We start from the raw sequence: 23968 nt of genomic DNA on the forward strand, positions 1-23968 counted from the left end.
ATAGTGAAAAATTTGCTCTATGAGTTCTGCAGCCGGGCTATCGACTGGATTTTCAGAGTACGTACGACGGGTGCCTTGTTGCTCAAAGGAGGACTGCTTCTCCTCATTGGAATTGCGGCAGTCGATTTCGCCTTTCAGGTCAACTATCGCGACAAGGAAAGCAGTCTGAACCTTCAGTTTGGAACCGGCGGGGCGCTGCCAGATTCAATCGTATATATCGTCGTTGGGATAGCGGCACTGTTACTGATTTCAGGGATATACGTGATGTGGCGCGATGACCGGAGAGAGCGGCGCCAGCTGTTGATAGTCGTAGAGGTTCGGGGTCTTCATGGAACCGTAGACACACCTTCCGTGAAGGCCGTCAAAACTAAGTTTCGAGGGAATCGGCACCCCGTGGTGGTTGACTTCAGGCCCAGCGGCAACGGAGAACTCGTAAATCCTGAGCTGATGCTGTCAAAAATCGAAGGCATGAAGTTGACCGTCGACACTTTGTCGCAAGGGCGGGACAAGAGCGACGTTTTCGTTGCGGTAGGCGGTATTGCGGCTGTGCCGGCGATGTTCCTAGTCGGTAAAATGTTCGAGGACGAGTCCCACAGTGATTTATATGATTGGGATAGAGACTTAAAATGCTGGAAGATGATAGACCGGCCAGACGATGGCAAGCGGGTGCTGCAGCTGGTAGTACCTACATTGTCGCCAGCAGATACCGAGATTGTTCTCGCAGTTTCGGCCTCTTATCCAGTGGATGACGTATCAGTTGGAGCGGCATTTCCTGGGCTGAGTGTGGCGCGATTGTCGGTTGATGCACCGCGGGTGAATAGTTACTGGTCCGAAGTGGCGCAGCAGGCATTTGCTGCGGCGTTTCGCGACTCTATACAGCAGTTGATGGGTCTAGGCATACGGCGGATCCATCTGGTACTTGCGGGGCCGGTAAGCTTAGTAGTTCGAATGGGGTCAATGTATGACGACCGTCTTCATCCTGAGCTCATCGTCTACCAATATGAAAAGTCGTCAACGCCGCCGTATCCTTGGGGAGTAGTAATGCCCACGCACGGGTCTCCGAGGCCAACTATCCATAAGCTTACAGTCCCAGCCGCTGGTGCACGCCATGTCGGTACCTAAGCTTCTCGGTACTGCGGTCGTTAGCCTGGTTCTCCTGGCGCTTGCCGAAAGACGCTCCAAACCGAACCGCAACCTTCAAGTTATGTTCGAGCGCTTCCACGCCGCGATAAAGCTCGACGACAATGATGAGCGTCTCAAGCTGCGCACGAAGCGGGAAATTCTACTCAGTGCGCTTAAGAAGAAGCTGGCGGTGCATTCGCTGGAATTCGAATCGTTCGACCAAGGTAGCTACGCAATGCGGACGGGGGTAGTCCCCAAGGACGGGAATTACGACATCGACGTAGGGCTCATTTTCGATTGTTCGCTTGAACGATTTCCAAATCCCGTTTCTCTTAAGACCTTGGTCCACGACGCGCTCGCTGGAAGTAAAAGAACTGTCGCCATACGACGAGCTTGTGTCACGGTCACTTACTTTCGGGATGGAGTGCCGGATTATCACGTAGACCTGGCCGTCTATTTGAGGAAGCCGGACGGTCATCTCGTGCTGGGAAAAGGCCGGAAATATTCCGAGGCGGAAAAGTGCGAATGGGTGCCCTCGGCACCGAGGGAGCTTACCCAGTTTATTCTGTCGAAATTCGGCGGCGAGGAGCAAGCTCAGTATCGGCGCTGCATTCGCTACCTCAAGCGTTGGAGAGACGTAAACTTTAGTGTCGGCGCGCCGCTCAGCATCGCTCTCACTGTCGCAGCGGCACTGTGGTTTGAACCCAAGCGCGCAACAGACGAGACCTTTGCGGACTTGGATGCCGTCCTCGCACTCGTCAAAACGATGCAGCGCAAGTTTGGAAATAACTTCGACTTGGGCAGGCTGTCCGTGCCTCTACCTGGCGTTCGGAAGATAGACTTGATGTCAGGCCTGACATCCGTTCAGATGAGCGTCTTTAAAGAGCGCCTAGATTGCCTGAAGGATGCTCTGTCGAACTGCTATGACGTCGATTCCACTGCTGAAGCTGCCCGAATTCTTCGTTCGCAGTTTGGGTCCGAGTTTCCACTTGGCGATGTGATGTAGCGCTGCTTACTGCAAGAGGCGGACAAGGCCAAATTGCCCGAACGAGCGATTGCTAACGGTCAGATGCCGTCTTCAATTTGATTTCGCGTCGGCCCGACGTCTGTGTATTTGCGCTGAACTGCGGCATTGTCTTCGTCGTGTTCCTCGCTGGTTGTCGCTCTTTGAATCGCAACCACCGCAGCACTGTCACCATCGACGATTGACTCAATCAGCGTACGGAGGTCATCTGTAGTCCCAACATGTGTGCCGATATATCCTGATTGAATCAGACTGAATAGAGCCTCCTGCCGCATGTAGTGGCCCTTAAGCGACCGGTAGCTAATTTTAAGATTTCCGTTTTTGTTCTCAAATTCGGGCTGTCCTATCAATTCCTCCATATGGTCGAGAGGAATAAGAAGGTTCGAGTCCGAGGATGAGAGGACGTTTCGTACGAACTTGAAATAAAACCCGCCTGCGTTCAGGCGGTATCCCTTCTTATCCGAGTGTTGCGAAAAATGTCGCATCTTGGCTATCTGGCCCGGAAAATGCCGTTCCTTTGTATACTGCCAGTCCGAGTTTGCTTCATCAGAGCCGCCAGTCTTCTTCAGCATTTTGTACTGGATGAGAATCGCATTGTTGTGGTGGCGATTAAGATAGATTAGGTCAACGCCCAGGACATCCTCTAGCGGCTTTCGGTTTGCAGTAAACACGTCGAGAGTCTCATTACCGTTGCGAAATGATGCCCTTCCCGTAGTGTCCAAGTGGGTGAACTCGTAGCCAGGGAAAGTGACTGCATCGCTCGCAATGACGTCGTCTTCCCGCACGCGGACTTCCTTCAAGGTGGTCTCGTCCTGCGAAATCTCGAGGCGGGTGGCTATAGCGTCCGCTTTTAGACCAAAGGCCTTCAACGCGGTTTGAACCGCGTCTAGCTGCGTGCGTTGATTTTGTCCGCGCTTCTTGCCAGGTAAGCCGTTCGCCACTGCCTCGATGCTGCGATGATTCCAGGTAGATTCGTTAAGACCCCTAAGGAGAGCTTGACTCACCTTCGGCGATAGCTTGACCAAGTCGGTTTGGCCTGCAAGGGCCCGCTTTAAGTCGCTGTGTTGGCGCTTTTCGCTCACCATTGCGAGCAACGCCGCCTCGGTAGCGGGTTGGATGGGAGACGCGCGTCGTACCCGAACTCGGGTTTCCAAACTAGCTACCGCATCGCGCCTGCCGAGAATACACAGAAAGGCGGCCGGCGTAGTTGGGACGGCGCCGAACCGAGGATTTAACTCCCCTAAGATTATGCAGACGCTGTTCTGCACGATGTCGCGGAAATGGTCATGTGGGCGAATCAGCGTGAAGTCCGTGATGCCGCTTTTTGTGTCTTGCAACTGGTCCAATGTGGAACCCAACCGGAAGACGACAATAGGATGCTTTGCGACCACAGCAAGCAGCTCCGACAGCCACAACGGCTCAGATATCGGTGCGGTTGAACCGGTCATAGGTAACAGTCAAATGATAATCCATGGAAGAAGGCGCCACATAGCTGGCGCTCACGTTTGGCATAGGCCGCCAAACAATATAGCGCTTTGATGTCAATGATTCAAGACTGAATCCCAGTTACCTCCTTTCGGCCTCGCTGGTGATTTCGGCGGCAGTACGTCGCAGTACCTTAGACAGCACCATAGCGACTTACGTTTTGCGGATTTCCGCCGCAAGCCTGACCCGGAGATGGACTCCTGCTTGCATTTAAAAATTTCATGACCTCGTCCATTGCTCCTGACTTTCGAAGCGCTTGATGAGTGTGCGAGGCGTTCATCCAATTTCCAACCTTGTACTTCATTTTCTTCCATGCCCGAGCGGACGCCATTTTTGCAAGGACGCCGTCCAGTAGCATTCGGGGACAGTGCTGGTAGCGACTGGCACTATTGCGGACGACGATTGGACGCAAGATAATCCATTCGTCGTCTGTCAGGTCCAGCGACCCATCTGGGTGCGTGGGTACAGGTGCCGAACTTACTAGCTGCCGGCCAGGATGTTCTTTAGCTAGAAACCGAGGCTTGTGATGCGCGACAATCAGTGGCATCGGCGCCATGTTAGCGATGGGTGATTCTTGCGGCACTATCGTAATGAGCATGCACTTAGTGACGAAGAAATCATCGCCGTTGCGAACGCCATCAACCGTGGCCGAGATTGTTGCTCGTGGCATCGACAGACCGATTACACCGCGGGCAGCAAACTCGTGAACGCTTCCTGCCATGTGGTAGGCACTCTGGTGCGACTGCATCCACTTAAGGCGCGGCTCCCATGGTGCGAATCGGCGAGAATTCGCTTCCGTTGCCCATGTTGCTAGCATTGTCAGCGCTGGTTCCGGGGCACCAAACTCAATAAAACATGTCTGGTCAAGCGCATGCGGGCGGAACATGGTGTCGAGGAGGTACCTACACGGGGTGAAGAGCGTACGCATTAAGACTAAAGCGGGAATGACGTATCGAACCGAGTTCACAGTTGTTTCGAATACGAGGTGCTGTCCTCGGCTATGAGGGCTCGCCTGCAGCCCGAATGCTTCTAAATAGTCATTCTCTGCTTGGGCGCTGTGACGCAAGCACGCTAGCGCCATTGTGATGCGCATTCGCGTCGAGGCGGCTGATGGCGTGCCCCGATTAAATGCTTTGAAGCTTGGCAGCTGTTGGGCCCGCAGCGAAGCGTCCACTACGTTTATCGCACCTGTGGCCAAATTTATACCCGTTACCCATTCCATAATTTGCCTCGTAAGAATCTCGTCTCGACGTATAGGTCGACGATTTATTCTTCGCCGGTGAGTTGCAACGACCTGAAACTCACCAACGGTAACGAAAGCGTCATTTTTTGAAAACTCAAGCTGTTTTTCGTTCTTTGTACCCTTTCTTCCATGAAAGTAGGGCAAGATTCTGCAGTAGATTAAACAGGAGATAAGATGGCCCGCATTCGCACTGTCGAAATTTCGAACTTTCGTTCGATTCAATCGCTGAGCTGGCTGCTGTCACCGGGCTTAAATTGTCTAATCGGCCCCGGTGATGCCGGGAAGTCCACCGTGCTAGATGCAATCGACTTCGCCGTGGGTGCCAGGCGAAATCTGACCTTTGCGGATACTGACTTTCATGGGCTGCAGGTTGCGAACCCCATCGTGATTTCCGTCACCCTTGGAGAATTGCCCAACTCGCTCATGAACGTTGACGCATACGGTGATTTTCTGCGCGGGTACGATTTAGGCAGCGGCAAACTAGAGGACGAGCCTCGAAAGAGTCTGGAAACGGTACTGACAGTACGGCTTACGGTCACCAGCGACCTTGAGCCCGCGTGGACGCTGTTCTCGGAACGCGCATCAGCTCAAGGACTTGAACGCGGGCTTGCCTGGAAGGACCGGGTCGCGATTGCGCCCGCGCGCATAGGCAACAACGCAAGCATCAATTTATCCTGGGCTAAGGGCTCGGTGTTGAACAAGCTGTCTGAGGAGCGGCCAGAGATGGCATTGGAATTGGCAAATGCCGCGAGAGAAGCGCGAGCGCACGTCGGCGATAAAGCGTCAGTCCAGTTGGCTGGAACGCTCGCAACCGTGACGACCACTGCTAGGAATTTAGGTGTGCCGGTTGGGGACGGTGCTCTGGCCATGCTTGATGCGCATGCCGTGTCCATTAACGACGGCGCAATCGCCCTGCATAACCAGGCAGGCATCCCATTGCGTTCGCTGGGTACGGGTTCAACCCGACTGCTCATTGCGGGGCTGCAGCGTGAGGCTGCCGAGTCGGCAACCACAGTCTTGATGGATGAAATCGAATATGGTTTAGAACCTCACCGATTGATGCGGTTGCTCGATTCGCTCGGCGCGAAGTCCGAGCCACCTCCGCTGCAGGTCGTAATGTCAACCCATTCGCCGGTGGCACTTCGGGAACTAAGTGGTCATCAAATTTTCGTCACGCGAAAGGGGCCAGTCGCCCATCAGATTTGTGTGGCCGGGATAGGTGATGACATTCAAAGTCTGCTTCGTAAGGACCCTGAAATTTTCCTCGCGAAGTCTATCTTGGTCTGTGAAGGCGCCAGCGAAGTCGGCCTTGTTCGAGGATACGACCAATATTGGACTGAGCTTGAGGCGGCTTCTATGCTCGCCAACGGTTGGGCTTACGCCGATGTTGGTGGTGGAGACCCGGAACGATGTTATCGCCGTGCTAAGGCGCTTCTTGACCTCGGCTACAAGGTAGTAGTTTTCATTGACGCTGACAAAGCACCCGTGAAAGAGCTGGTCGATGGTTTTCACGCGGCAGGTGGTTCAACTTTCACGTGGCGCGCTAGCCGAGCCTTGGAGGACGAGATTTTCTTGAGCTGCGATGATGCCACGATAAACGACTTGCTAAATTTAGCACTGGAACTGGAGCCAGACCGCGTCGACGTAAACATCATGTCGGAATCAGGCGGCAAAAAAGACCTAGGCTTAGTACAAGCCGAGTATGCTTTTGGAGGACAGAAGTATTCGCCTGAAACCCGTGCAATACTCGGTCGAGCTGCGCGAAAACGAAAAAAAGGGTGGTTCAAGTCCGTCACGGCATATCAGCATATTGCCAAAGTCCTGCTCGGACCAAACCATACCAGGTCGGAAGCTGGCTTCCAGCTGAAAGTCAACGAGCTGTATGCCTTAACACATGCCGCCTGAAATCGACTTGTCCTCGATTCGGCGTGGAGCCGTGACCGCGCCTGCTGGCTGCGGAAAGACACAGCTTATTGCTGACACGCTTGCTGGGCACAAGGGCGACAAGCCTATCCTCATTCTTACCCACACGAACTCTGGAGTCGGTGCCTTGAAGGCACGACTGCAGAAGGCCCGTGTCCACGCTTCATCGTTCAAGGTCTCAACAATTGATGCGTTCTGCATCAGACTTATTGGCCGCTTTCCATCGCGCAGTGGTCATGACCCGAAAATCCTCGAACTAGCGGCGCCTAAAACAGACTATCCCGCGATTCGTGCGGCGGCGGGCAAATTGATTCAAGCGGGGCACCTTGACGGTATTCTTGCTGCGTCGTATGCAAGCCTAATCGTCGACGAGTATCAAGATTGCGATTTGCAACAGCATGCAATTGTCGACGCGTTGGCAGCGACCCTGCATACTTGTGTCCTCGGTGACCCTATGCAAGCTATTTTCAACTTCGCGGGCCCCGTCGTTCATTGGGAAGGGGATGTTCTCTCTCGCTTTCCATCAGCTGGTCATCTTGCAACTCCCTGGCGTTGGCGCAACGCTGGAACAGAACCGCTTGGGCTGTGGCTCCTCGAGGCACGCCAAGCCCTAGCGCGCGGTATGCCAATCGACTTAAAAACCGCTCCAAGGGAAGTCGAGTGGGTTCCGGTCAGCGTTGCGGATGCAATTCAAAGGCGCATGAGCGCCGCGTTAACGCGTCCCGTGTCCAAGGACGGCGATGTTCTGATAATTGGTAAGAGCGCGAATCGAAGCCAGCGACACGATATCGCCAGCAAGACACCTGGTGCGACCGTCGTGGAGGCTGTCGACATCGACACATTGACTCAATTCGGAGCACGCTTCAGTCCGTCAATGGGTGACGCCGTCGGCAACCTACTTGCGTTGCCGGTGAGCTGATGACTGGTGTCGGCGCGTCGGTTTTGCTGAAACGTCTCGAAACGCTCAAGGCGGGACGAGCGCGAACGCCGCCTACGAGTGCCGAGCAAGCAGCATTGAACCTCGAACTTGTGCCGAACTGGACGACAGCGGAGGCTCTGCTCTTAGCGCTTACCGTGCAGGAAGGCGCTCGGGTGTATCGGCCGGAAATTTACAATTGCTGCCTATCGGCTATGCAGTCTGCCGCCACAGGAAGCTGCACCTTTGATGAAGCGACGAAGCAAATTCGCGAACGAAATCGGCATTTAGGTAGACGGATTGCGCGACGCGCGGTGGGAAGCACACTCCTATTGAAGGGGCTTGAATCCGAGGTCTGCGTCATCTTGCATCCCGAGGAAATGAATGCTTGCAACCTCTACGTTGCCCTAACCCGTGGCGCAAAAAAGATTGTCGTTTGCTCGGCTTCACACATTTTGAATACTAAGTGAGCAGCCGGACTTCCGTTTGCAGAGGCGCTCGTCTTCGACGTCGTTTTATGCGTCACGCATATCTCAAAAATTTATCGCTTTTTCGCATTGCCTTAGCGCACGTTGTCGTGCAAAGTGGCTACGCGCCAGCGTGGACCTGCATCGTTCAGGAATCTCCACACCCGTGGTACAAAAACTAGAAAAAGGGAAAAGCTATGGCATTTATGAATCATTTGTCCGTCCGAGTTCCCTGGCACGACGACCAGTGGCAGGGGACGGTGTGCAAGAAGCCTCGAGAAAATGCGGCGTGCATAGCTCTTCCCGAAATCGCAGCCAAGAAAATGGACGACGCCGAGGAATGCGTTGCCGGGCGCCGCTTCGATGAATTAACGGAGGCAGAATTGCCACCCTGCGTCCGGGAGCGTGTCTCGTTCATGGCGCCATTCGCGTTGCGCAGAGATTTCGTTCATCCCTATAAAAGAAGCGCAACACCGGAGCATCGCGACCTGAAGACGATGACACAGCAACAGCCTGCCTTCTCAGCTACATGCATCCCGTTTAAATGGATGCGCCGCGAGCATGCAGATTCATTCGCTGCGTCACGGCATCTCGACTTTGACCCAGGGCGGGAACCCACGGAGCCTGATTGGCTGGTCCATAGCGGTTGGATTCAAAACGGGCGCAATCAAAAGGCCATGCTTGACGGCTTTTTCTCTGGAATCAAACCAGAAGATTCCTTGTGCTTTTTTTATGCTAAACAAACTCCTTTTTCAGAGGATGCGCGCCGGGTTATCGTAGGTGTTGGTCGCGTCAAACGGGTTGGGAAACCACTGCAGTACGAGCGCGAGGGACGTACCGCTGATGCCGATACATCGTACGTCTGGGACGTGACCATTGAACATTCGATTCGGCCGACCGATGGAGACGGCTTCCTGCTCCCCTATGCGGAGTTGGTGGCAGCGCAGAACCTTGGTGCGGTCATCGACTGGGACAAGTGCCTTGCATTCTCACCTGAAGGATTAACTTCAGAATTCTCGTACGCCGCCGAGCATGTGAGCCACGATGGAGCTATCTCCGCATTACTGGAATGTAAGCATGCGTTGGAAGCGGCTCGAGCTGTTCTTGTCGAAGGGGATGGCATTCCGAAGGCACTCCGATGGATTGATTCTCGCATATCTGAACTGTGGAATTTGCGGGGCGCTTACCCTGGGCTTGGCGCTGCGTTGACTGCTTTAGGTGTGCTACACGGGAACTTCCTGGCTTTGTACCTCGCTGAGCAGCTGGGCGATAACGAAGACCCATGGCCGCTCGTAGACAAGGTGATGCGTAATCCAACTTCTATGCCTCCGACACTTCAAGCGATAGTGACGAGTGACCTCACAGCGGTGTGGAAGAGTTTGAAGCCGAAGCGGCTGGAGCTGCTCAAGCTTCTGGCGCGCTTTGCACTGACCAACGAGCAAGCCGAACGTTTCTTCCATTCGGCAGTTCGGAGCGCGTCGGGTCTTGATTATGTCGATGAGCAGTTGCTAGAAAACCCGTACGTCATCTATGAAGGCGACAGGTTTTCTTCCCCGGCGTCCGATGAGCACACACTTGAGCGAGTAACGCTAGCGACAATCGACAGGGGAGCGTTTCCTGCAGAAGCGGTGGCCTTGAAGCACCCCCTGCCGGAACCTTCGCGCATGACTGGTGCATTGGACAAACGCCGAATCCGGGCGCAGGTCATCGGTCAGCTCGAGCATGCGGCAGAGTCTGGCGGCCATACGATGCTACCAGAGGAGATGGTAATTCTAGGCATACGAAGCGCGAAACTTGAACCGCCTTGTCCCGCCTCGGAGGACGTGATACAGGCCGTCGCTGAATACTTTCCATACGAAGTCTTTCCCGTAACTTTGAAGGGCGGAAAGCCCGCGTTACAGCTTCAGCGTTACGTAGCCTCGAAGAAAATGCTGTCGAAGGAGATTCACAACCGGGCTCTTGTTGGTAAACGATTCGACATTCAGAACGATTGGAGAGCACGGCTCGATAACCTGCTGCCGCCACTCGATGGAGACGACAAAGATGAGGTGCGCGCACGGGAGGAGAAAGCCGCAGCGCTCGCAGAGCTGGCGGCCTCTCGCTTCTCAATTTTGATTGGTCCGGCCGGCGCCGGGAAGACCACGGTGCTAAAAGCACTCTGCGAGCATGAGGCTATTGCGAAACAAGGGGTGCTTTTATTGGCGCCGACAGGTAAAGCCCGAGTTCAGCTTAGTCAGAAATCTGGGCAGGATGCCTCGACCCTCGCGCAATTCCTGTTGGGATGCGGCGGGCGGTTTGACAGTAAAACAGGCACCTACAAGCCCGTCGCGGGCTCTCCCTACGATGGCTGCAAGACAGTCATCGTTGATGAAGCTTCGATGCTGACAGAAGATATGCTGCATGCACTTTTCGACGCCATCAAAGGAACCGTTGAAAGAATTATCCTGGTAGGCGACCCAAGGCAATTGCCGCCAATTGGCGCCGGAAAGCCGTTCTTCGACGCCGTCACCCATCTCACCCCAAAGGAAGGCATCCGGTTTCCGCGGGTGGGGAGAGGGTACGCAGAGTTGACCATCCAGCGTCGCCACAAGGCCACTGGCGAGACGGACAGCTTCCCCCTCGACCTGCAATTGGCGAACTGGTTCAGTGGGCGGCCGTTGGCGCCGGGTGAAGACGAAGTCTGGTCGATACTTGGGGGCGCTGGTGACTCGACCGGGCGGGTGATGACCTATCGGTGGGACTCGGTTGAAGAACTGCGCACGACGATGTTGAATTGCTTGTGCAAGGAACTGAACCTAAAGGGAGTAGACGACCAGAAAGGGTTTGCCCTCAGCTATGGAGGTGCCGCGAAAAACGATTACGTTCGCTTCGATGTGGGCGCTGCGGCACGTGTCGACGACTGGCAGGTGTTGACTCCACTGCGCAATGATGTATTTGGCGCAAAGGACATCAACCGCCTGCTGCACCGTACTTTTCGCAGGGATGCGATTGCTTGGGCAAACAATGGCAAGCGTGGCGGCGCCAGGACGACTGCGCCCAGAGGGATGGAAGAGATTGTCTACGGAGACAAGGTCATCAACGTTCGAAATCACAAGCGCAAGTATGTAAATCCGATTGATAGGGCACTTCAGTACATCGCCAATGGCGAAATTGGCGTCGTTGAAGGTGAGATAGCTGCGAGTGGTTCGTCCAACGAGCCGCAGCGAACAAAGGTTGAATTCACTTCGCAGCAAGGATTCGTTTACAACTATTGGAAGTCAGATTTCGATGCTGATAGGGGCGCGTCTCTTGAACTTGCTTTTGCCGTTACTGTTCACAAGGCGCAGGGAAGCGAGTTTGAGACCACCATCCTCGTGCTGCCTAAGAAGAGCCGGCTGATTAGCCGCGAAATGCTCTACACAGCCCTAACGCGCCAGAAACGACGTGTAGTCATTTTGCACCAGGGCGAGTTGGCTGACCTGCAGCAGTTAGCAACTGACGACAATGCGGTCATTCCTGCACGCTTTACTAACCTGTTCGAGAAGGAAGCTCCTGACCTGCTTCCCGCACCGATACAGGTTGGTGGCAAGTGGCTAGATGAGAAGTTAATTCACCGGTCCAGGCGAGGGACGTTGCTGCGGTCTAAGTCGGAAGTCATTATCGACGATGCCCTCGCTGCGCACGACATTGATGCTGCCTACGAGGTTCGATTTTATGGAATCGACGGGAAAGGGTACCGCCTTCCGGACTTTACAATCGAGGACCGTTCACTTGGGACGACCATTCTCTGGGAGCACTGCGGAATGCTTGCAGATGCGGGGTACGCCGAGCGATGGGAAAAAAAGCTGGAATGGTATCGACAAAATGGCGTCAAATTACTTTCTGAAGGTGGCGGTGAAAGAGCGTCTTTGGTGGTGACGATGGATGACGAACGCGGGGGAATCGACGGAAAAGCAATCGACGAGCTCATTGAGCAAATATTTTGATTTGCTGTTCGCGCGGCAGAGCTTGGCCTCTGTCGCTTTACTGACGAGAGAGCAAGATGAATCGCGACCAATTAACCGCCGAAGTCGAACATTTGGCATTTGAATTTTTCTTTCGCTTCTCACGCTTCGAATTTGCGTTGAAGGAAAACTGCTACCTCGAAGACGAAAGAGAAGGTCGCCAGGCGAAGCCAGGCTGGTCAAAGTTCGAAAAAAGATTTGAGGAACACTACGTGCTATCGGATGCTGGCAAACATATTATTGAGCTATCGCCACAGCGCCAGGTCGTCGCCGCACACAGGGCTCTGAAGTTTGTTCCTGAGTCGTTCAATGACAATCCATCGGACCTAAGCAAAGTGACCAGGCTGCTGAAAAACGTCAGGAATAACCTTTTCCACGGAGGGAAGCAAACACCTGTCGGCTGGGATAACCCCGCGCGGATTTCCCTACTACTCGCGGTGGGCATCGAACTGCTGGAAGAATTGGCGAAACTCGATTTCGAAGCCGACTATACGGGACGATACTAGATTAGTCGGCTGGCAACACATGGCCAACTCGGCTAATGTCGCCTCTTTCAACATCAAATTCTATCGGGTACAGGATGACTCTTCCACGAGACTTGTCGGCAACTAATGAAGCACACTTCACAGCTCTTGTTGATGCCCAGGTGAGTGAGGGAACGTATCTTGATTTCAAGCGCGACTTGCCTTCGCGTGACGCACGAGGGACCAACGACTTAATTGCGGACGTATCCGCCTTTGCGAATAGTTCAGGCGGTGACCTCCTTTACGGTATTGACGAAAACGGCGAAGGCCAAGCAGCCGCTGTCGTGCCGCAGCCTGGCAATATGGACGAGGAAGCACGGCGAATTCAGGATGTCTTAATGAATAACATCGAGCCACGCGTTCCGGGCATCCAGGTTCAGGCGGTAACTGTTGGGGGCGGATTTGTTTTGGTTATCCGCGTGCCTCAGAGTTGGGCCGGGCCACACCGAGTGAAGTCAAACCTGCACTTCTACATCCGAGAAAATGGACGCAAGCGTCCGCTGGACGTGCCGGAAGTAAGAGGGCTGTTCTTGCGTTCCGACCAACAGGCACAGCGTGTCCGAGACTTCCGCACTGAGCGACTCGGAAAGATTTTATCGGGTGACGCTCCTCACCGCTTAGTACCTGGCGCCGCTCTTGTTGGCCATCTGGTGCCGACTCAGGCGGCGCTTGGAACTGTGGATGTTGACCCGATTGCCTACATGAGACAACGAAGGCTACCCGTGCTGGGAGCAACGATTCCCGGTTCGCGCATAAATGCTGACGGCGCCCTGGCGGTGCGAAATCCTAACATGGCCGGCACCTACGGATACTCTCAACTTTTCCGGAATGGGTATTTTGAAACGGTGAAGGTTTTTGAATTTACGGCGGAAGGGAAACCTCCACTGGGAAGCATCGCGTACGAAGAACAGTTCATCGCATTGCTTCGGCAACTCCGCGAAGAATATGCACAACTGGGTATTGGCACGGAAATGACTTGTATGGTTTCGATATTGGATGCTGACAGGGTAGAGTTGGGGCTTAACCGCTGGAATTACAACTTGGATGACCACCAAGGACATTTTGACCGCAGAACCTTGGTGCTGCCTGATGTCCTGCTGCCAGCAGAGCTTGCACCGGAGCAGGCACTACGACCCATCTTCGATTTGGTGTGGCAGTCTGCAGGATTGGAGCGTTCTTTCAATTACAATGATGCCGGCGAATGGGCGCCCGAGCGGCGTTAGGGCATAGCTGCCTTTTCGGGCTAGAACTAAGCTACGCCTATGCTTGCGGAGTGCCATAGCGGGCGGGGTGCCGTGCGCGCCAGAATGAGCGGCCGCCAACCTGGCGCTCGGAAGACTCACTTTGCTTGAATTCGCTGAAGAACTGCTGCGTGAGTGGGAATTCTTGCCGGTGATGACGAAACCTTTCGAACATTCCACTTCGGCGAAGTAGTTCCGTCACGGTCAATCTCTCGTCGTCGATTTGCGCACCGATGACCAGCTCGCACAGTTGCTCTACCAGAGTTCTATCAAGCTGTTGGAAGTCTGGAAGACTTGGGCCTGGTGGCCGGTATGCGGCAGTCGCGTCGGACCTGCAAGGGACTCGCGCCTTCAGAAAAGTTCGCAACAGAATATGCTTTGGCGTCGCAAATTGCACATCGACTCGAGGCCGGAGCATCAAAGCGGGCCAATAATTTGAAGGTTTCCCATTGAGCGAACAGCCAGCTTGCAACAAATAATCTTCGCCGAAAAAATCCCTGAAGGCATCCGTAAAGGCAAGTGCAGCGACATTCCTGGAGCTTAGTTCGTACCCGCCCGCAAGCGCAGCCTGCCTGTATCTGCTCGCCGGATACTGAGGTGGCCTTCGAGTCTGGCCGAGAGTTTGCGAAGATAGTTTCGCAACAAAGTGCATCGCCCCATATTTCTCGAGTGCAACGACCGGCGTGCCGGCTACCTCGTCTGGAAGCTGAGCTTTACCGGTTTGTCCTTGTCCTCGAAGCGGGATGTCTGCCGCCATGAGCATGCGATTATGTATCGGACATACCAAAACGCCAGGCAGATTGTGCACTCTATGCCAATATGCTTCACCGAGAGTCTTCAGGTCGACTCGAACGCAGTCTGGGCACAACCGCCGTTTCGGGACTCCGTGCGTTACGACCTTCGAAACAGAGCCAATGCACTCGTGTCTTGAAGCTCGCAGTGCCTTCCTGAAAAGCGAAAACCGCATCGTACTTGGCATAAAGGCTGTCGCGTAGGGAAAGATAGTGTGGTCTAGGAGAAGCGTACTGGCTTTCATACCCATTTCTATTGCTAGCAGTTCGAGTTCGGCCCCCATGACGAAAGAATAGGTCGAGCGGCGCGAGCCCACCAGCTTGCTAAGCAGCGACTTGACCGATAGCCCGTAGTGTCGGCAGCCTCGTGCCAGAGCACTCCCGATGAGCTCGTCATGAAAGGGCCGGGGAAGCAGCATTTATCCAAGCTCCACCAAATCGCAAAGTGGTTCGAGCATGCCCAAATCCTGCATTTTTTGAAGCACAGATGTACCTGCTTGTCTCGCTAGAACGCCTGCTCGTCGGTAGTCCTCCGGCCTCTCTGCGTAGTCGTCCTGAGCTTGAACAGGGGCGACCTTCTTCAAGGAGGACTTGGCTCGTGTGCGCTTAACAGGTGCCATCAGTGAAATTGCGGCCTGCACTCCGTCGGCCAGACTGATTTGGTCACTTCCGCTGGCTGTTACCTCCGCAGCAGCACGGGCCTCTTCTTCATCGAATCCAGCTGCAACCAACGATGTTGTCACGCGCGCTTCAAAGTTTGCGCTGTCTGACTTCACTGTGTACGCTGCGCTGCCTTTGACTTTCGCCTTTCGCGCAAATCCGTGCATCATTTCTTGCAGGCTTACTGGCGCGATATCGCTGAAGTGAATGAGTTCTTGCACGTCGTTCTTGCGCATGGCGTCGACCATCGGATGCAGGAGCTTAAACTCTTGTTCATAAACGTTCGCCACCAAGCGCGCGGTCACCGTCTCGGTCCCGTCGAGGATGGCTCTGGCTTGTGCCGAAGCGAACAGTTTGATGGCAAGGTCAATCACACCCTGGCAGCAGTGGTACATGGTTGACGCCAATTGAGCATCGAGCTGAACGGGTTTCCTGGTCCATTGAAATGACCAAAGTACACTGAGAAAACCTCGCCATTCACTCATCGTGCCATCTTCTGTATCTTCTGGCAGACGTGCCCATTCAGTCATTCCATGGCCCGAAGCGCGGCGCGACTGCCTAAAGTCCAGCGAGAAGATTTGAGCTGCCTTGTTAGTGCCGATGTAGAGCAGTGGAACGCCGAGGTCGTTGCAGGCCGAAACCAGTTCTGTCATGACAGTCTGAGCGGACTTGCGCGAGTTCGTCAGGTTTTGAATCTCATCAGCGACCAGGAAACCAACGCAGTGCATATTCATAACGCGGGCGACGCTACGCATGAGGGAATCGGCGCCGGTCCGACCCTTTTGCGCGTATGTTTCAAAATAGCGGGCGCCAGGGATAAGCTGGTCGAGTTGATGCAAAATTCCGTGCGCCAGGCCCTTGATACTTGAACCGTCGCTAGGCATCTCGACGTGCAAGCGAGTGACTTGGTACAGATTGAATTCAGGGTGGTAGATGACCTGCGGGAAATTCGAAAAGAATCGCTTCACGGCGGTGGTTTTTCCCATCCCAGAGTTGCCCATCAGGAGGGCGGATACCTGCGCGCCAAGCGCTGACACGCCTCCCAGGTATGGGGTATCCGTTCCAACCAACGGGTAGTCAGCACGGAAACGCTTCGCATGTTCGGGAGTCCGCGGCGCGCGGCCAACATAGCCACTACGAAGCATCGAGTCCAGTGACCTGCCCAACTCGATGTGACGAGCCATGGGGACCATGAATGTATGTAGTGTTCCGAGCATCTGCAGACGTTCGTGCGCCTCCCATTGGCGCTGTTCTGCAGCGAACTCGGGGCGCACGCTAAGCGCTTCATACAAGTCGTCCTCGCTCAGGGAGGGCGGGAGTGCCTCAATTAGCGGATTACCCCGAAACTGGGGGAGCCGCTGCTGCGAGTACTGCGCTTGTCGGATTACTCCGTGCGCTGATTCACCATTGACCATTCATCATCCTTTCCCGCGCCAAACGCGCTTTTTCCGAAGTACTTGTGGCTGGGGCAGCCTCAGTCCTTGAACCTACTTTTGAATCAACCCCCACCAGTCCAAGAAAGGGTGCCGGCCGCAAGGGAACCACTTGAGCAAGCGGTGGAACGTCAAGAGTCTCTCGTGTAAGCAAACCTCTACGTTCAATCGTCAGTTCCTTTGCTCGGGCGTCTTTAACGTCAGCTTTGCGAGAGCTTCTTGTTCTCTTGACGGCGGCTGCCTGCAGGCGGCCGTTTGCCTGCTGCTGAATCTTTTCCACCGCCGTTCGGTATTCGACCTTGGCTTGCTCGCGCGCCTGTTCGATGTCGGGCTCCATGCGGTTCGCAATCTTCATCAACGTCATTACTTCGGGCAACGAAAGTCCACGATACTGGGCGCTCGGGCCAGTGAGCTGGCACTCGAAAACAATCCCGTCTTTATCCGGATGGTGCACGTATATCGTATCGACCAGGCGTGAGTCGAAGGAGACGGTTAGAGGAAACCGTGCCTTTCCTGCCTTTACAAACCAGCCTTGTGACAACGCCTCTTGGCAAGAGTAGTAGCATCCTTCAAACATAATCCCGAATCGTGTAACCGTTGCCGGCGCCCTGGGTAGCAGAGCGAGCCGCACAAATTGCTCCTCGTACCTGCATGCCTGTCCACTACGATTTGCGATGTCGAATTCCCAAACCTGAATTGGTGACGGATTGATTCGCGCCGTCAGTTCAGGAATCGAATATTGGTAGTTCTTCATTGGACTACGGTTGTGCATGATGATGAGGTTCAAAAATATTGCGGTGAACTGCTTGAGCGTAAGGCAGGCCTCACGTTCGGCGTTGCCCGTTTTATTTCGTCTCAGCTTCGCGTCCTCTGGCACGACAAAGCCGTAGGTGCCGCCTTGAAGGGTCTGCCGGACGTACTTGAAGCGTGACTCAACGATTGGTTTCCAGTCGGGGCGAAGCGCTGGCGCGTTCGCAACTGTCACAGCCATGTTTTCTGCAAGGCGGTTGCTGGCAAAGGTGTAGCCCTCGCCTCGGTCAAACAGCATCTGCTGGGGGAACGTTTGATGCGCGGGCCAGTCGTGCTCGTTGTACTCAACACCGTATTGTTCGCAAAGGGCTTTTTTGTCCTGAGAGATGCTCACGACCGCTTGCATCGCGCACGTCCAACTCGCGTTTTCAAATCCTACATAGAAGCCTACAATCAGGCGAGACTTTCTGTCGGCGATGAGGTAAATCGTCGGTTTGCCGACGATTAAGTTCGGGTCCGACTCCGATACAAGCAAAACATCACCGACGGTGGCATCAGCTTCGTAGTAATGGGCGACACCAATGCAATCGTCAAGCACCGAGCCCAAGACAGCGCGGTCCTCCCGATTGAAGTTCTTCTCGCCCTTTCGATTCCGCAGTCGCGTTTCGAGCGAATATTCCTTACGCAAGAAATGCTCGAATTGACGCACGCTTGGACGTTCGCCGGACAAGCGTAGCAGTGGCTTCCCGTTCTCGTCGAGCTGACAATAGTTTGTCTTAAGCATCTCGGTGTAGACGTTACGAACGCTTAGTCGGATATCGTCAAGGTATTGCTTGATTGCGCGCCGAAATACCTGGAGGTCGTTTTCCGATAGCTGATAAGTGGGGTGCCGTCCCGCCGGTCCACGGCATTTGTTAGCTTGGTTGTTGCGCCGGATTTTCTGAAATGAGGCAGCAGTGCACTCGCGGTCTGACCGCCAACCCAATAGCGCCGCAAATTTTTATATATAGCTTTTCGCGAGTAGCCAGTTTTTTCGGAGTGTGTACGGATTATCGCGCTTCTCGCTTTCGGTTCGAAGATGAACGGAACTTGCTCCGGCAGGTTACCCACAATGACCATCGCTCGCTGCTGCGAGGCGAGCATGGCTCGCGAGGGGGCGCTTAACAAGTTGAGGTCGACGGCCGGCTGAGTGCTTGGCATTAGTTCAGCGACCAAATGCATCGGAAGTCGTATCGGCATCGTCTCGGCGTCGCTGTCAATCGAGATGGCCCACGCTTGGCAGGAATTATTGTCGACATGAAGAAGGCGACAGCGAGTATTTTCCAGCTCGAAGATATCGTTTCGAAATAGCATCACGCACCTCCGCCAACCGCGCGCAGGCGGGTCGAGTGGGCAAACAATTTGAACGTTTTCAATTTGGCGTCTGGAAGAGAATGAGCGTTAAGGTCAGGTTCAAGTATCCTGGCGAACATCAGCCGGCGGCTAACGGTCAGTCCAGTCCCGGCGGCCAGCCCCGAATTGGTATCAAGGCGCTGGCAAAATTCGGTGAGCGAAAGGCCTGAAGGAGCGACAGAAAATGCCTGCGTGAATAGGGATTCCATTCGTTCCAGTAGTCGGGATACGGCACAGACTCACTTTTGCTCATGCATGGCCGCCTTATCCATTCAAGCTTTGAAATCAACTCGCGCGACATCATTGTGTCGAGGACCAGCTTGTGGGGAATCTTCATTTCCCATAGGGCCGCCCTTTGAATCTCAAGCTTTGCAACCGACCTTGCGTCCTCAATTTCGGAGGCCGGTTTAACATTGAATGCCATTAGTTGCCTTTCGCGATTCACCAACTTGGTTACCATGAAGTCGACCGTCATCACGGTCGGGGTATTTGTTCGGGGGTACATGGGATGCGCAATGCCTAACGAGCGTGCTACGTCCTGCGTGACGTCGCGGTCGAGGGGAAACTGCTCCCTGATGTCCGTTACTGAGCGGTCCCGCTCCAAACATAGGAAAAAGTCGTACTCTGCATCTGAGAAGAGTTCGTGAACTCGACCGGTTTTTGGGCTGACCCCGGTACTGCGGCACCGGCCGTGGCTACTGAACGAGAGACGGTGCAACCAGGGCAAATAGTCCGCGCCGGTACCGAAGCCATAGCCTTCGGCCCGCATTGCTTCGATTTTTTCCTCCGTCCACTTGATAGTCCCGACCATGATTTTTCCTTTATCACCCAGCCACCGCTCTTGCGCCCTTGTTGAACGACTACATCAGTCGTTAAAAAGCTGCCCCTGTTCGGTAAACCACCTGTTTTTATTCTTTTCAGTAAATTGCGGGCTGCCTACCGGGGTGGACATCGAGTTCATCAGTGCTTAGGCTCACAGATACAGTGTGAAAATGTCTTTAGCGCGATAAATATATCGTTTACGATATAGACGCGCTTTTAGCGGGGAAGTTCGGCAAGAATGGCGTACCACCACAGAAAGTTCCACTAATGCTGAGCACTTGGGAAACGGACGCGAAGCGCATTTTGAAAGCCGAACTCGTGCTTAACGATGTTTCATATAAGCAATTAGCGATTCGGCTGAAAGAACTTGGCGTCGAGGATTCGCATACCGCAATAGCGAATCGAATCTCTCGCGGGAAATTCACATTCGCTTTCTTCTTGATGTGTATGCGCGCGTTGGGCGTAAAGGAAGTGAAAATACAGGTCGAAACAGGAAGTTCTTCCGCCGGCTGAGGTTACTCGGGTAGAGCTGCAAGCGACGCCTCCATGACGCTAACGAAAGCCTGGACTTTTGCGGAGTGCCGCCGGATGCTTGGATACAGCGCGAAGATAGCACCCCATCCAAGGTGGCGCAGTAGTCTGGAAGAAGGACGACTAGACGGCCTTCCTCCATCTCGCGCGACCAGCCAAGTTGGCATAAGCAGTATGCCTAGCCCCGCCAATGCCGCCTCTAGCAATAGCTCCAAGTTACTCGCGAAGGAGGCCTCTGACTGCAACTTGCTCGTTTTCTCCATGTTCACTTCTGAAATGCCACATCGTGCTGCCGACATGGTAAGAAAACAGAACGCATTGATGCTTTACCAAGTCTTGGGGAACGGTAGGTGTGCCGCACCTAAGCCGGGTCTAGTAGGACCTCGACCGAATTAGTGTCGAACCATTCTTTAGTAATCTCGTCACGATTGTCCATGTGTCCCTTGAGATTCGCGCGGATGATTTTCGTTACCGGCCTTTAGCGAAGGTAATTTCTTTTTTAGAAGGGGCAGGACGTCCTCTGCGTTTATTAGAATTATCTGTTGTGCCTCAGGCACGTTACTCTCATCGCGAGGTATCAAATTCATTTGACGTAGTAGATAAAACAGCAAAGCCTCCCGGCATTCAAGCTTGGCCTCGCCTTGCTGCATTCCGTAGTCGTCCTCGACTATTCGTCGTGCAGCTGAGGTTAGCCCTGGGTGCGGCGCCAGCCGAAGCTGAACTACGTTATGCCATGCAGTGTCGAGTTCCAGGTCCATCGAACCAACCCTGGCATCAACAACGCTTACTGTCCTGGCGATGAGGAAGTCTCGGAACTCGTTCCTCAGATGGCAGTACGCTCGAACGTGCCAACGATATCCGTCGTGTGCTAGCGCATGCGGCGAGAGCCATCTTCCAGATTCGACGCTACTCGTTATCGACTGATAGTGGACGAATATATCTTCCTTATTCCGAATGGCCGCAACCACTCTAGCGAGCACCTCTTCGCTTACTCTTCGTCCTGGTATTGGCACTGTTGCCGTCGGCGGGTGCCAGCCAAGGAAACCCAACGAGTCGGGCTCATCTCGGGCGTTCGCTAGCATTCGGTCCAGAAACAAGTCGGGCTGACTTGTTGGAAAAGCTCGGCTAAAGCCCGACTTGGCCAGATACATCCTAGTCGTTCTATCGTAGTGGAGGTTCTCAGGGGCCAACTCGATGTACTTTGCTAGGTCAAGCGAGGCCTGCGGCGTCGAGATGCCGAAAAATTGCATTAACGCACTGCGGTTGATGCGTCCTTCCCATCGCAAGCGGAAGTCAATGAACTCTAGCCGCCTCTGTTGGCCCCACTTTATTGGAGGCTCCGCCGGAGCGGGGTGTTTTTGTGCAAGATTCATAGCCACAATTTTACCCCATGAATATTTATTGTATTAGTCTAATTTTTAGGCGTATAATTTTTATATGCGCACATACAACGCCGAAGAGAACCTTGCCGACCAACAGCAGCCCGCTGTAGCCGAAAATGGAGCGGCGACAGTTTGCCTCCTGGACTTGTCAAAACAGCAGCGAAACCTACTGCTGCTTCGGCCTGTGTTCGCTCTAGAGCTGGCGAAGAATTCGTATGGTGCTGACGCGACCGGTACTTCCAATTTGATGGATGGCGTCGACACTCACTACCTCGTCCTTTCTGCACTTGACTTCATGATGGAGGGCACCACGATGAATATGGGGTGCACCGAAGATGAAGTTGTCACCCATTTAGCGAACGTGGCCGCCCGGATGAAGCCGTCGCTGACGTTTCCGCTCGCTCGCAAAGTTGCGGAAATCGTTATTGATACGTTGGACAACAAGGTTAAGGGGTACAAGGAGTTTGAGTTCGAGTACTTCGACGCGAACGAGGGGCAAATGCGGTCAATTCGGTTCCGGCTTGTGTCATATGAACCGGATTTGGAGGACGTGTACCGCTATCGCCCGACGTCTGAGGGCTATTTGGTTTATCTAGGAATGCTCGACATGGCGCCGGAAGACGCTCAAGTGGTCATGGAGAAGATGCTTGACGTCCTACTGAAGCGCGGCGCGTTTGATGCGGCACTGGAGGTCGCAAAACGAGCACGAAAGCTATCGCTCGAATACCGACAGCTGATTGGTGACAGATTGAACCAAGCTATCCGTGCGCCAGGGTCGGTGAAGTGGGTAACCGACGTCGCGGTAAAACTCGCCGGCGCTCGGTCCCATGTGCAAGAGCGTCAGGCTGAAGACCAGCGAATGGAAGAAGCGGTTCGGGACGCTGTAATCAAGGCGGAGGAGCCGAAGGCAAGGAGGGACCTTTCTCAGTTGCTGAAGACCTTGCAGGGAGCTGGGTTGATTCGTGCCTATCTGGTCAACGACATTTTGGTCGCCCCACAACGCTTCCTCGATGCTCAAAAGGCGGTCTTTCGCGCAAAAAGGGCTGGCAGCCTACCAGACTTGGAATCTCGCCTGTTCCCGCAGCTTCTCGGCCTGAGCAGCGATATTTTGGCGGCAAATGGGGAGTTCGTCGTGAGCGCGTTTCACCCGCCCTCGTGGCCAAAGGTCTATGACCTGAACTCTGTCTTCTCGCTTTTGCTTGAGCGGCGTGCTGAAGATGGTCCTCCTGAGGATGATACCGGGGAGATTACTCCCCACGTGCCTTACCCGGAGAGGTTCCCCAAAGAGCTGATTTTGAAGGTGGAGGCGTGGATAACCCATCAGTTCGAAAGGTCCGGCACGTATCAACTCGACGAGCTCTTGCTTAAAGGGTCGGAAGCTGGCTTCGACTTGGACATGCTGCATTTTGCGGTTATCAGGCTGTTCCGATGCTACGCGCCCACCGAGTCTACTTTCCCATACGTTTCCGTCGAGGCGAACGGACGCTTCGTTCTAGACGTGGCCAGCGGTACAAACTTGCAGTTCGTCTCTAAGAAAGACTTCAATGAATGACCTCCAAACGAGCGTGCGGAACGCGTCGCGGTTAGTGTACAAATCGCTGAACGCTGCGCTGACACCGGTGAACGACTTGAGCTACCGCGAGCTCTTGGCAAGTTACAGGGCAGAGCCGGCATTTGCCGACCAAGTCCATGCGGTGGCAGAAGGAATGGAACTCCTCGTCCTCGACGTAAGCGAGCGTGGCCTAGTTGTGGCGCCAACGACAAAGGACAGCAAGTTCGCACTGAAGATGAGCGACATACGCAGTGTGCTAAATGCCGACCAAAAAGCCGCGATGGTCTTAGCGCATATCGCGATTGCAGCAACCTTCTTCCCAACCATGGATGGGCTTGAGGACGATGGGACCGCTCCTCCGCCAGCATCGCTCGCCAATTTTCGGGACGTTCTGGTCACGCTGGCTCGGCGCTTGAAAGAAGTGGGAGAGTCGGAAGTTGATTTGCCCTTCGCGCTTGAGCCTGGATGGGAGCTAATTTGCTCGCTGCCGTTGACGACTCCGTCCGTCAAGCGCGCTGGTGTCAATACGATTGTGGGGCTTATCGCGATTTCACTTACTCAGATGGTGACAGGCGGACTGGTACGTGTGGTCCGTGCTTCCGACGATGAGTCCCTCGTTACTTACACTCCGACCAATCGCTTTCGGGTGCAGCTGCGCGAATTGACTCTGCGGCGCCTGTTCGAATTAGCCCAAGCCGATACCGGTTTCACTCCACCCGAGGCATAG

19 protein-coding genes are annotated in these 23968 nt (G+C 54.3%); 11 read left to right on the forward strand and 8 right to left on the reverse strand.

From position 1 onward, the window contains the following. Positions 1-3 precede the first annotated feature (3 nt). Together NHH73_02755 and NHH73_02760 are read left to right on the forward strand one after the other, a co-directional pair. Positions 4-1122: an SAVED domain-containing protein gene (locus NHH73_02755; protein ID USX27238.1), complete on the forward strand. Its 1119-nt coding sequence runs from the start codon at positions 4-6 to the stop codon at positions 1120-1122. Beyond that, complete coding sequence (locus tag NHH73_02760) at positions 1109-2128, forward strand: hypothetical protein (GenBank protein USX27239.1); 1020 nt, start codon at positions 1109-1111, stop codon at positions 2126-2128. The genes NHH73_02755 and NHH73_02760 overlap by 14 nt, the downstream gene beginning before the upstream one ends. Before the next feature lie 59 nt (positions 2129-2187). On the opposite strand, the gene NHH73_02765 is transcribed toward NHH73_02760, so the two are convergent. Together NHH73_02765 and NHH73_02770 are read right to left on the reverse strand one after the other, a co-directional pair. Next, positions 2188-3594, reverse strand: coding sequence for a hypothetical protein (locus NHH73_02765; GenBank protein ID USX27240.1), 1407 nt, complete (start codon positions 3592-3594; stop codon positions 2188-2190). 170 nt (positions 3595-3764) lie between these two features. Next, a complete protein-coding gene (locus tag NHH73_02770; protein USX27241.1) occupies positions 3765-4853 on the reverse strand; it encodes a hypothetical protein in 1089 nt (362 codons plus the stop codon). Positions 4854-5048: 195 nt separating this feature from the next. Here NHH73_02770 and NHH73_02775 point away from each other — a divergent pair, with 195 nt between their 5' ends. From NHH73_02775 to NHH73_02800, 6 genes are all read left to right on the forward strand, one after another. Next, a complete protein-coding gene (locus NHH73_02775; protein USX27242.1) occupies positions 5049-6779 on the forward strand; it encodes an AAA family ATPase in 1731 nt (576 codons plus the stop codon). Then, positions 6769-7716 (forward strand): UvrD-helicase domain-containing protein, encoded by a 948-nt coding sequence (locus NHH73_02780; GenBank protein USX27243.1) that lies wholly within the window; start codon positions 6769-6771, stop codon positions 7714-7716. The genes NHH73_02775 and NHH73_02780 overlap by 11 nt, the downstream gene beginning before the upstream one ends. After that, complete coding sequence (locus tag NHH73_02785) at positions 7716-8183, forward strand: hypothetical protein (protein USX27244.1); 468 nt, start codon at positions 7716-7718, stop codon at positions 8181-8183. The genes NHH73_02780 and NHH73_02785 overlap by 1 nt, the downstream gene beginning before the upstream one ends. Positions 8184-8377: 194 nt before the next feature. Then, the gene (locus NHH73_02790; GenBank protein ID USX27245.1) at positions 8378-12145 is read left to right on the forward strand and encodes an ATP-dependent RecD-like DNA helicase; all 3768 of its coding nucleotides are present in this window, start codon (positions 8378-8380) and stop codon (positions 12143-12145) included. 56 nt (positions 12146-12201) lie between these two features. Beyond that, positions 12202-12669 carry a hypothetical protein gene (locus NHH73_02795; protein USX27246.1) on the forward strand — a complete coding sequence of 156 codons (468 nt, stop codon included), beginning with the start codon at positions 12202-12204 and terminating at the stop codon, positions 12667-12669. 74 nt (positions 12670-12743) lie between these two features. After that, the gene (locus tag NHH73_02800; protein ID USX27247.1) at positions 12744-13910 is read left to right on the forward strand and encodes an ATP-binding protein; all 1167 of its coding nucleotides are present in this window, start codon (positions 12744-12746) and stop codon (positions 13908-13910) included. A gap of 37 nt (positions 13911-13947) precedes the next feature. On the opposite strand, the gene NHH73_02805 is transcribed toward NHH73_02800, so the two are convergent. The 5 genes from NHH73_02805 to NHH73_02825 form a co-directional block, all read right to left on the reverse strand. After that, positions 13948-14685 carry a hypothetical protein gene (locus NHH73_02805; GenBank protein USX27248.1) on the reverse strand — a complete coding sequence of 246 codons (738 nt, stop codon included), beginning with the start codon at positions 14683-14685 and terminating at the stop codon, positions 13948-13950. Between the two features lie 453 nt (positions 14686-15138). Beyond that, positions 15139-16671, reverse strand: coding sequence for a TniB family NTP-binding protein (locus NHH73_02810; protein USX27249.1), 1533 nt, complete (start codon positions 16669-16671; stop codon positions 15139-15141). Between the two features lie 109 nt (positions 16672-16780). After that, positions 16781-18271 carry a Mu transposase C-terminal domain-containing protein gene (locus tag NHH73_02815; GenBank protein ID USX27250.1) on the reverse strand — a complete coding sequence of 497 codons (1491 nt, stop codon included), beginning with the start codon at positions 18269-18271 and terminating at the stop codon, positions 16781-16783. Positions 18272-18369: 98 nt separating this feature from the next. Beyond that, positions 18370-18915, reverse strand: a complete 546-nt coding sequence (locus NHH73_02820) for a hypothetical protein (GenBank protein USX27251.1) — start codon at positions 18913-18915, stop codon at positions 18370-18372. Between the two features lie 136 nt (positions 18916-19051). Further along, positions 19052-19765 carry a TnsA endonuclease N-terminal domain-containing protein gene (locus NHH73_02825; protein ID USX27252.1) on the reverse strand — a complete coding sequence of 238 codons (714 nt, stop codon included), beginning with the start codon at positions 19763-19765 and terminating at the stop codon, positions 19052-19054. 278 nt (positions 19766-20043) lie between these two features. Between NHH73_02825 and NHH73_02830 the strand changes: the two genes are divergently transcribed. Beyond that, on the forward strand, positions 20044-20289 hold the full coding sequence (locus tag NHH73_02830; protein USX27253.1) for a DUF6471 domain-containing protein: 246 nt from the start codon (positions 20044-20046) through the stop codon (positions 20287-20289). 440 nt (positions 20290-20729) lie between these two features. Here NHH73_02830 and NHH73_02835 read toward each other — a convergent pair whose 3' ends face one another. Next, entirely contained in the window at positions 20730-21557 is an 828-nt protein-coding gene (locus NHH73_02835) for a WYL domain-containing protein (protein USX27254.1), read from the reverse strand. Positions 21558-21744: 187 nt separating this feature from the next. Here NHH73_02835 and NHH73_02840 point away from each other — a divergent pair, with 187 nt between their 5' ends. Together NHH73_02840 and NHH73_02845 are read left to right on the forward strand one after the other, a co-directional pair. Further along, on the forward strand, positions 21745-23241 hold the full coding sequence (locus NHH73_02840; GenBank protein USX27255.1) for a hypothetical protein: 1497 nt from the start codon (positions 21745-21747) through the stop codon (positions 23239-23241). Continuing rightward, on the forward strand, positions 23234-23968 hold the full coding sequence (locus NHH73_02845; protein ID USX27256.1) for a hypothetical protein: 735 nt from the start codon (positions 23234-23236) through the stop codon (positions 23966-23968). The genes NHH73_02840 and NHH73_02845 overlap by 8 nt, the downstream gene beginning before the upstream one ends.

The sequence above is a fragment of the Oxalobacteraceae bacterium OTU3CINTB1 genome, from assembly GCA_024123955.1.
GTDB lineage: Bacteria > Pseudomonadota > Gammaproteobacteria > Burkholderiales > Burkholderiaceae_D > Rugamonas.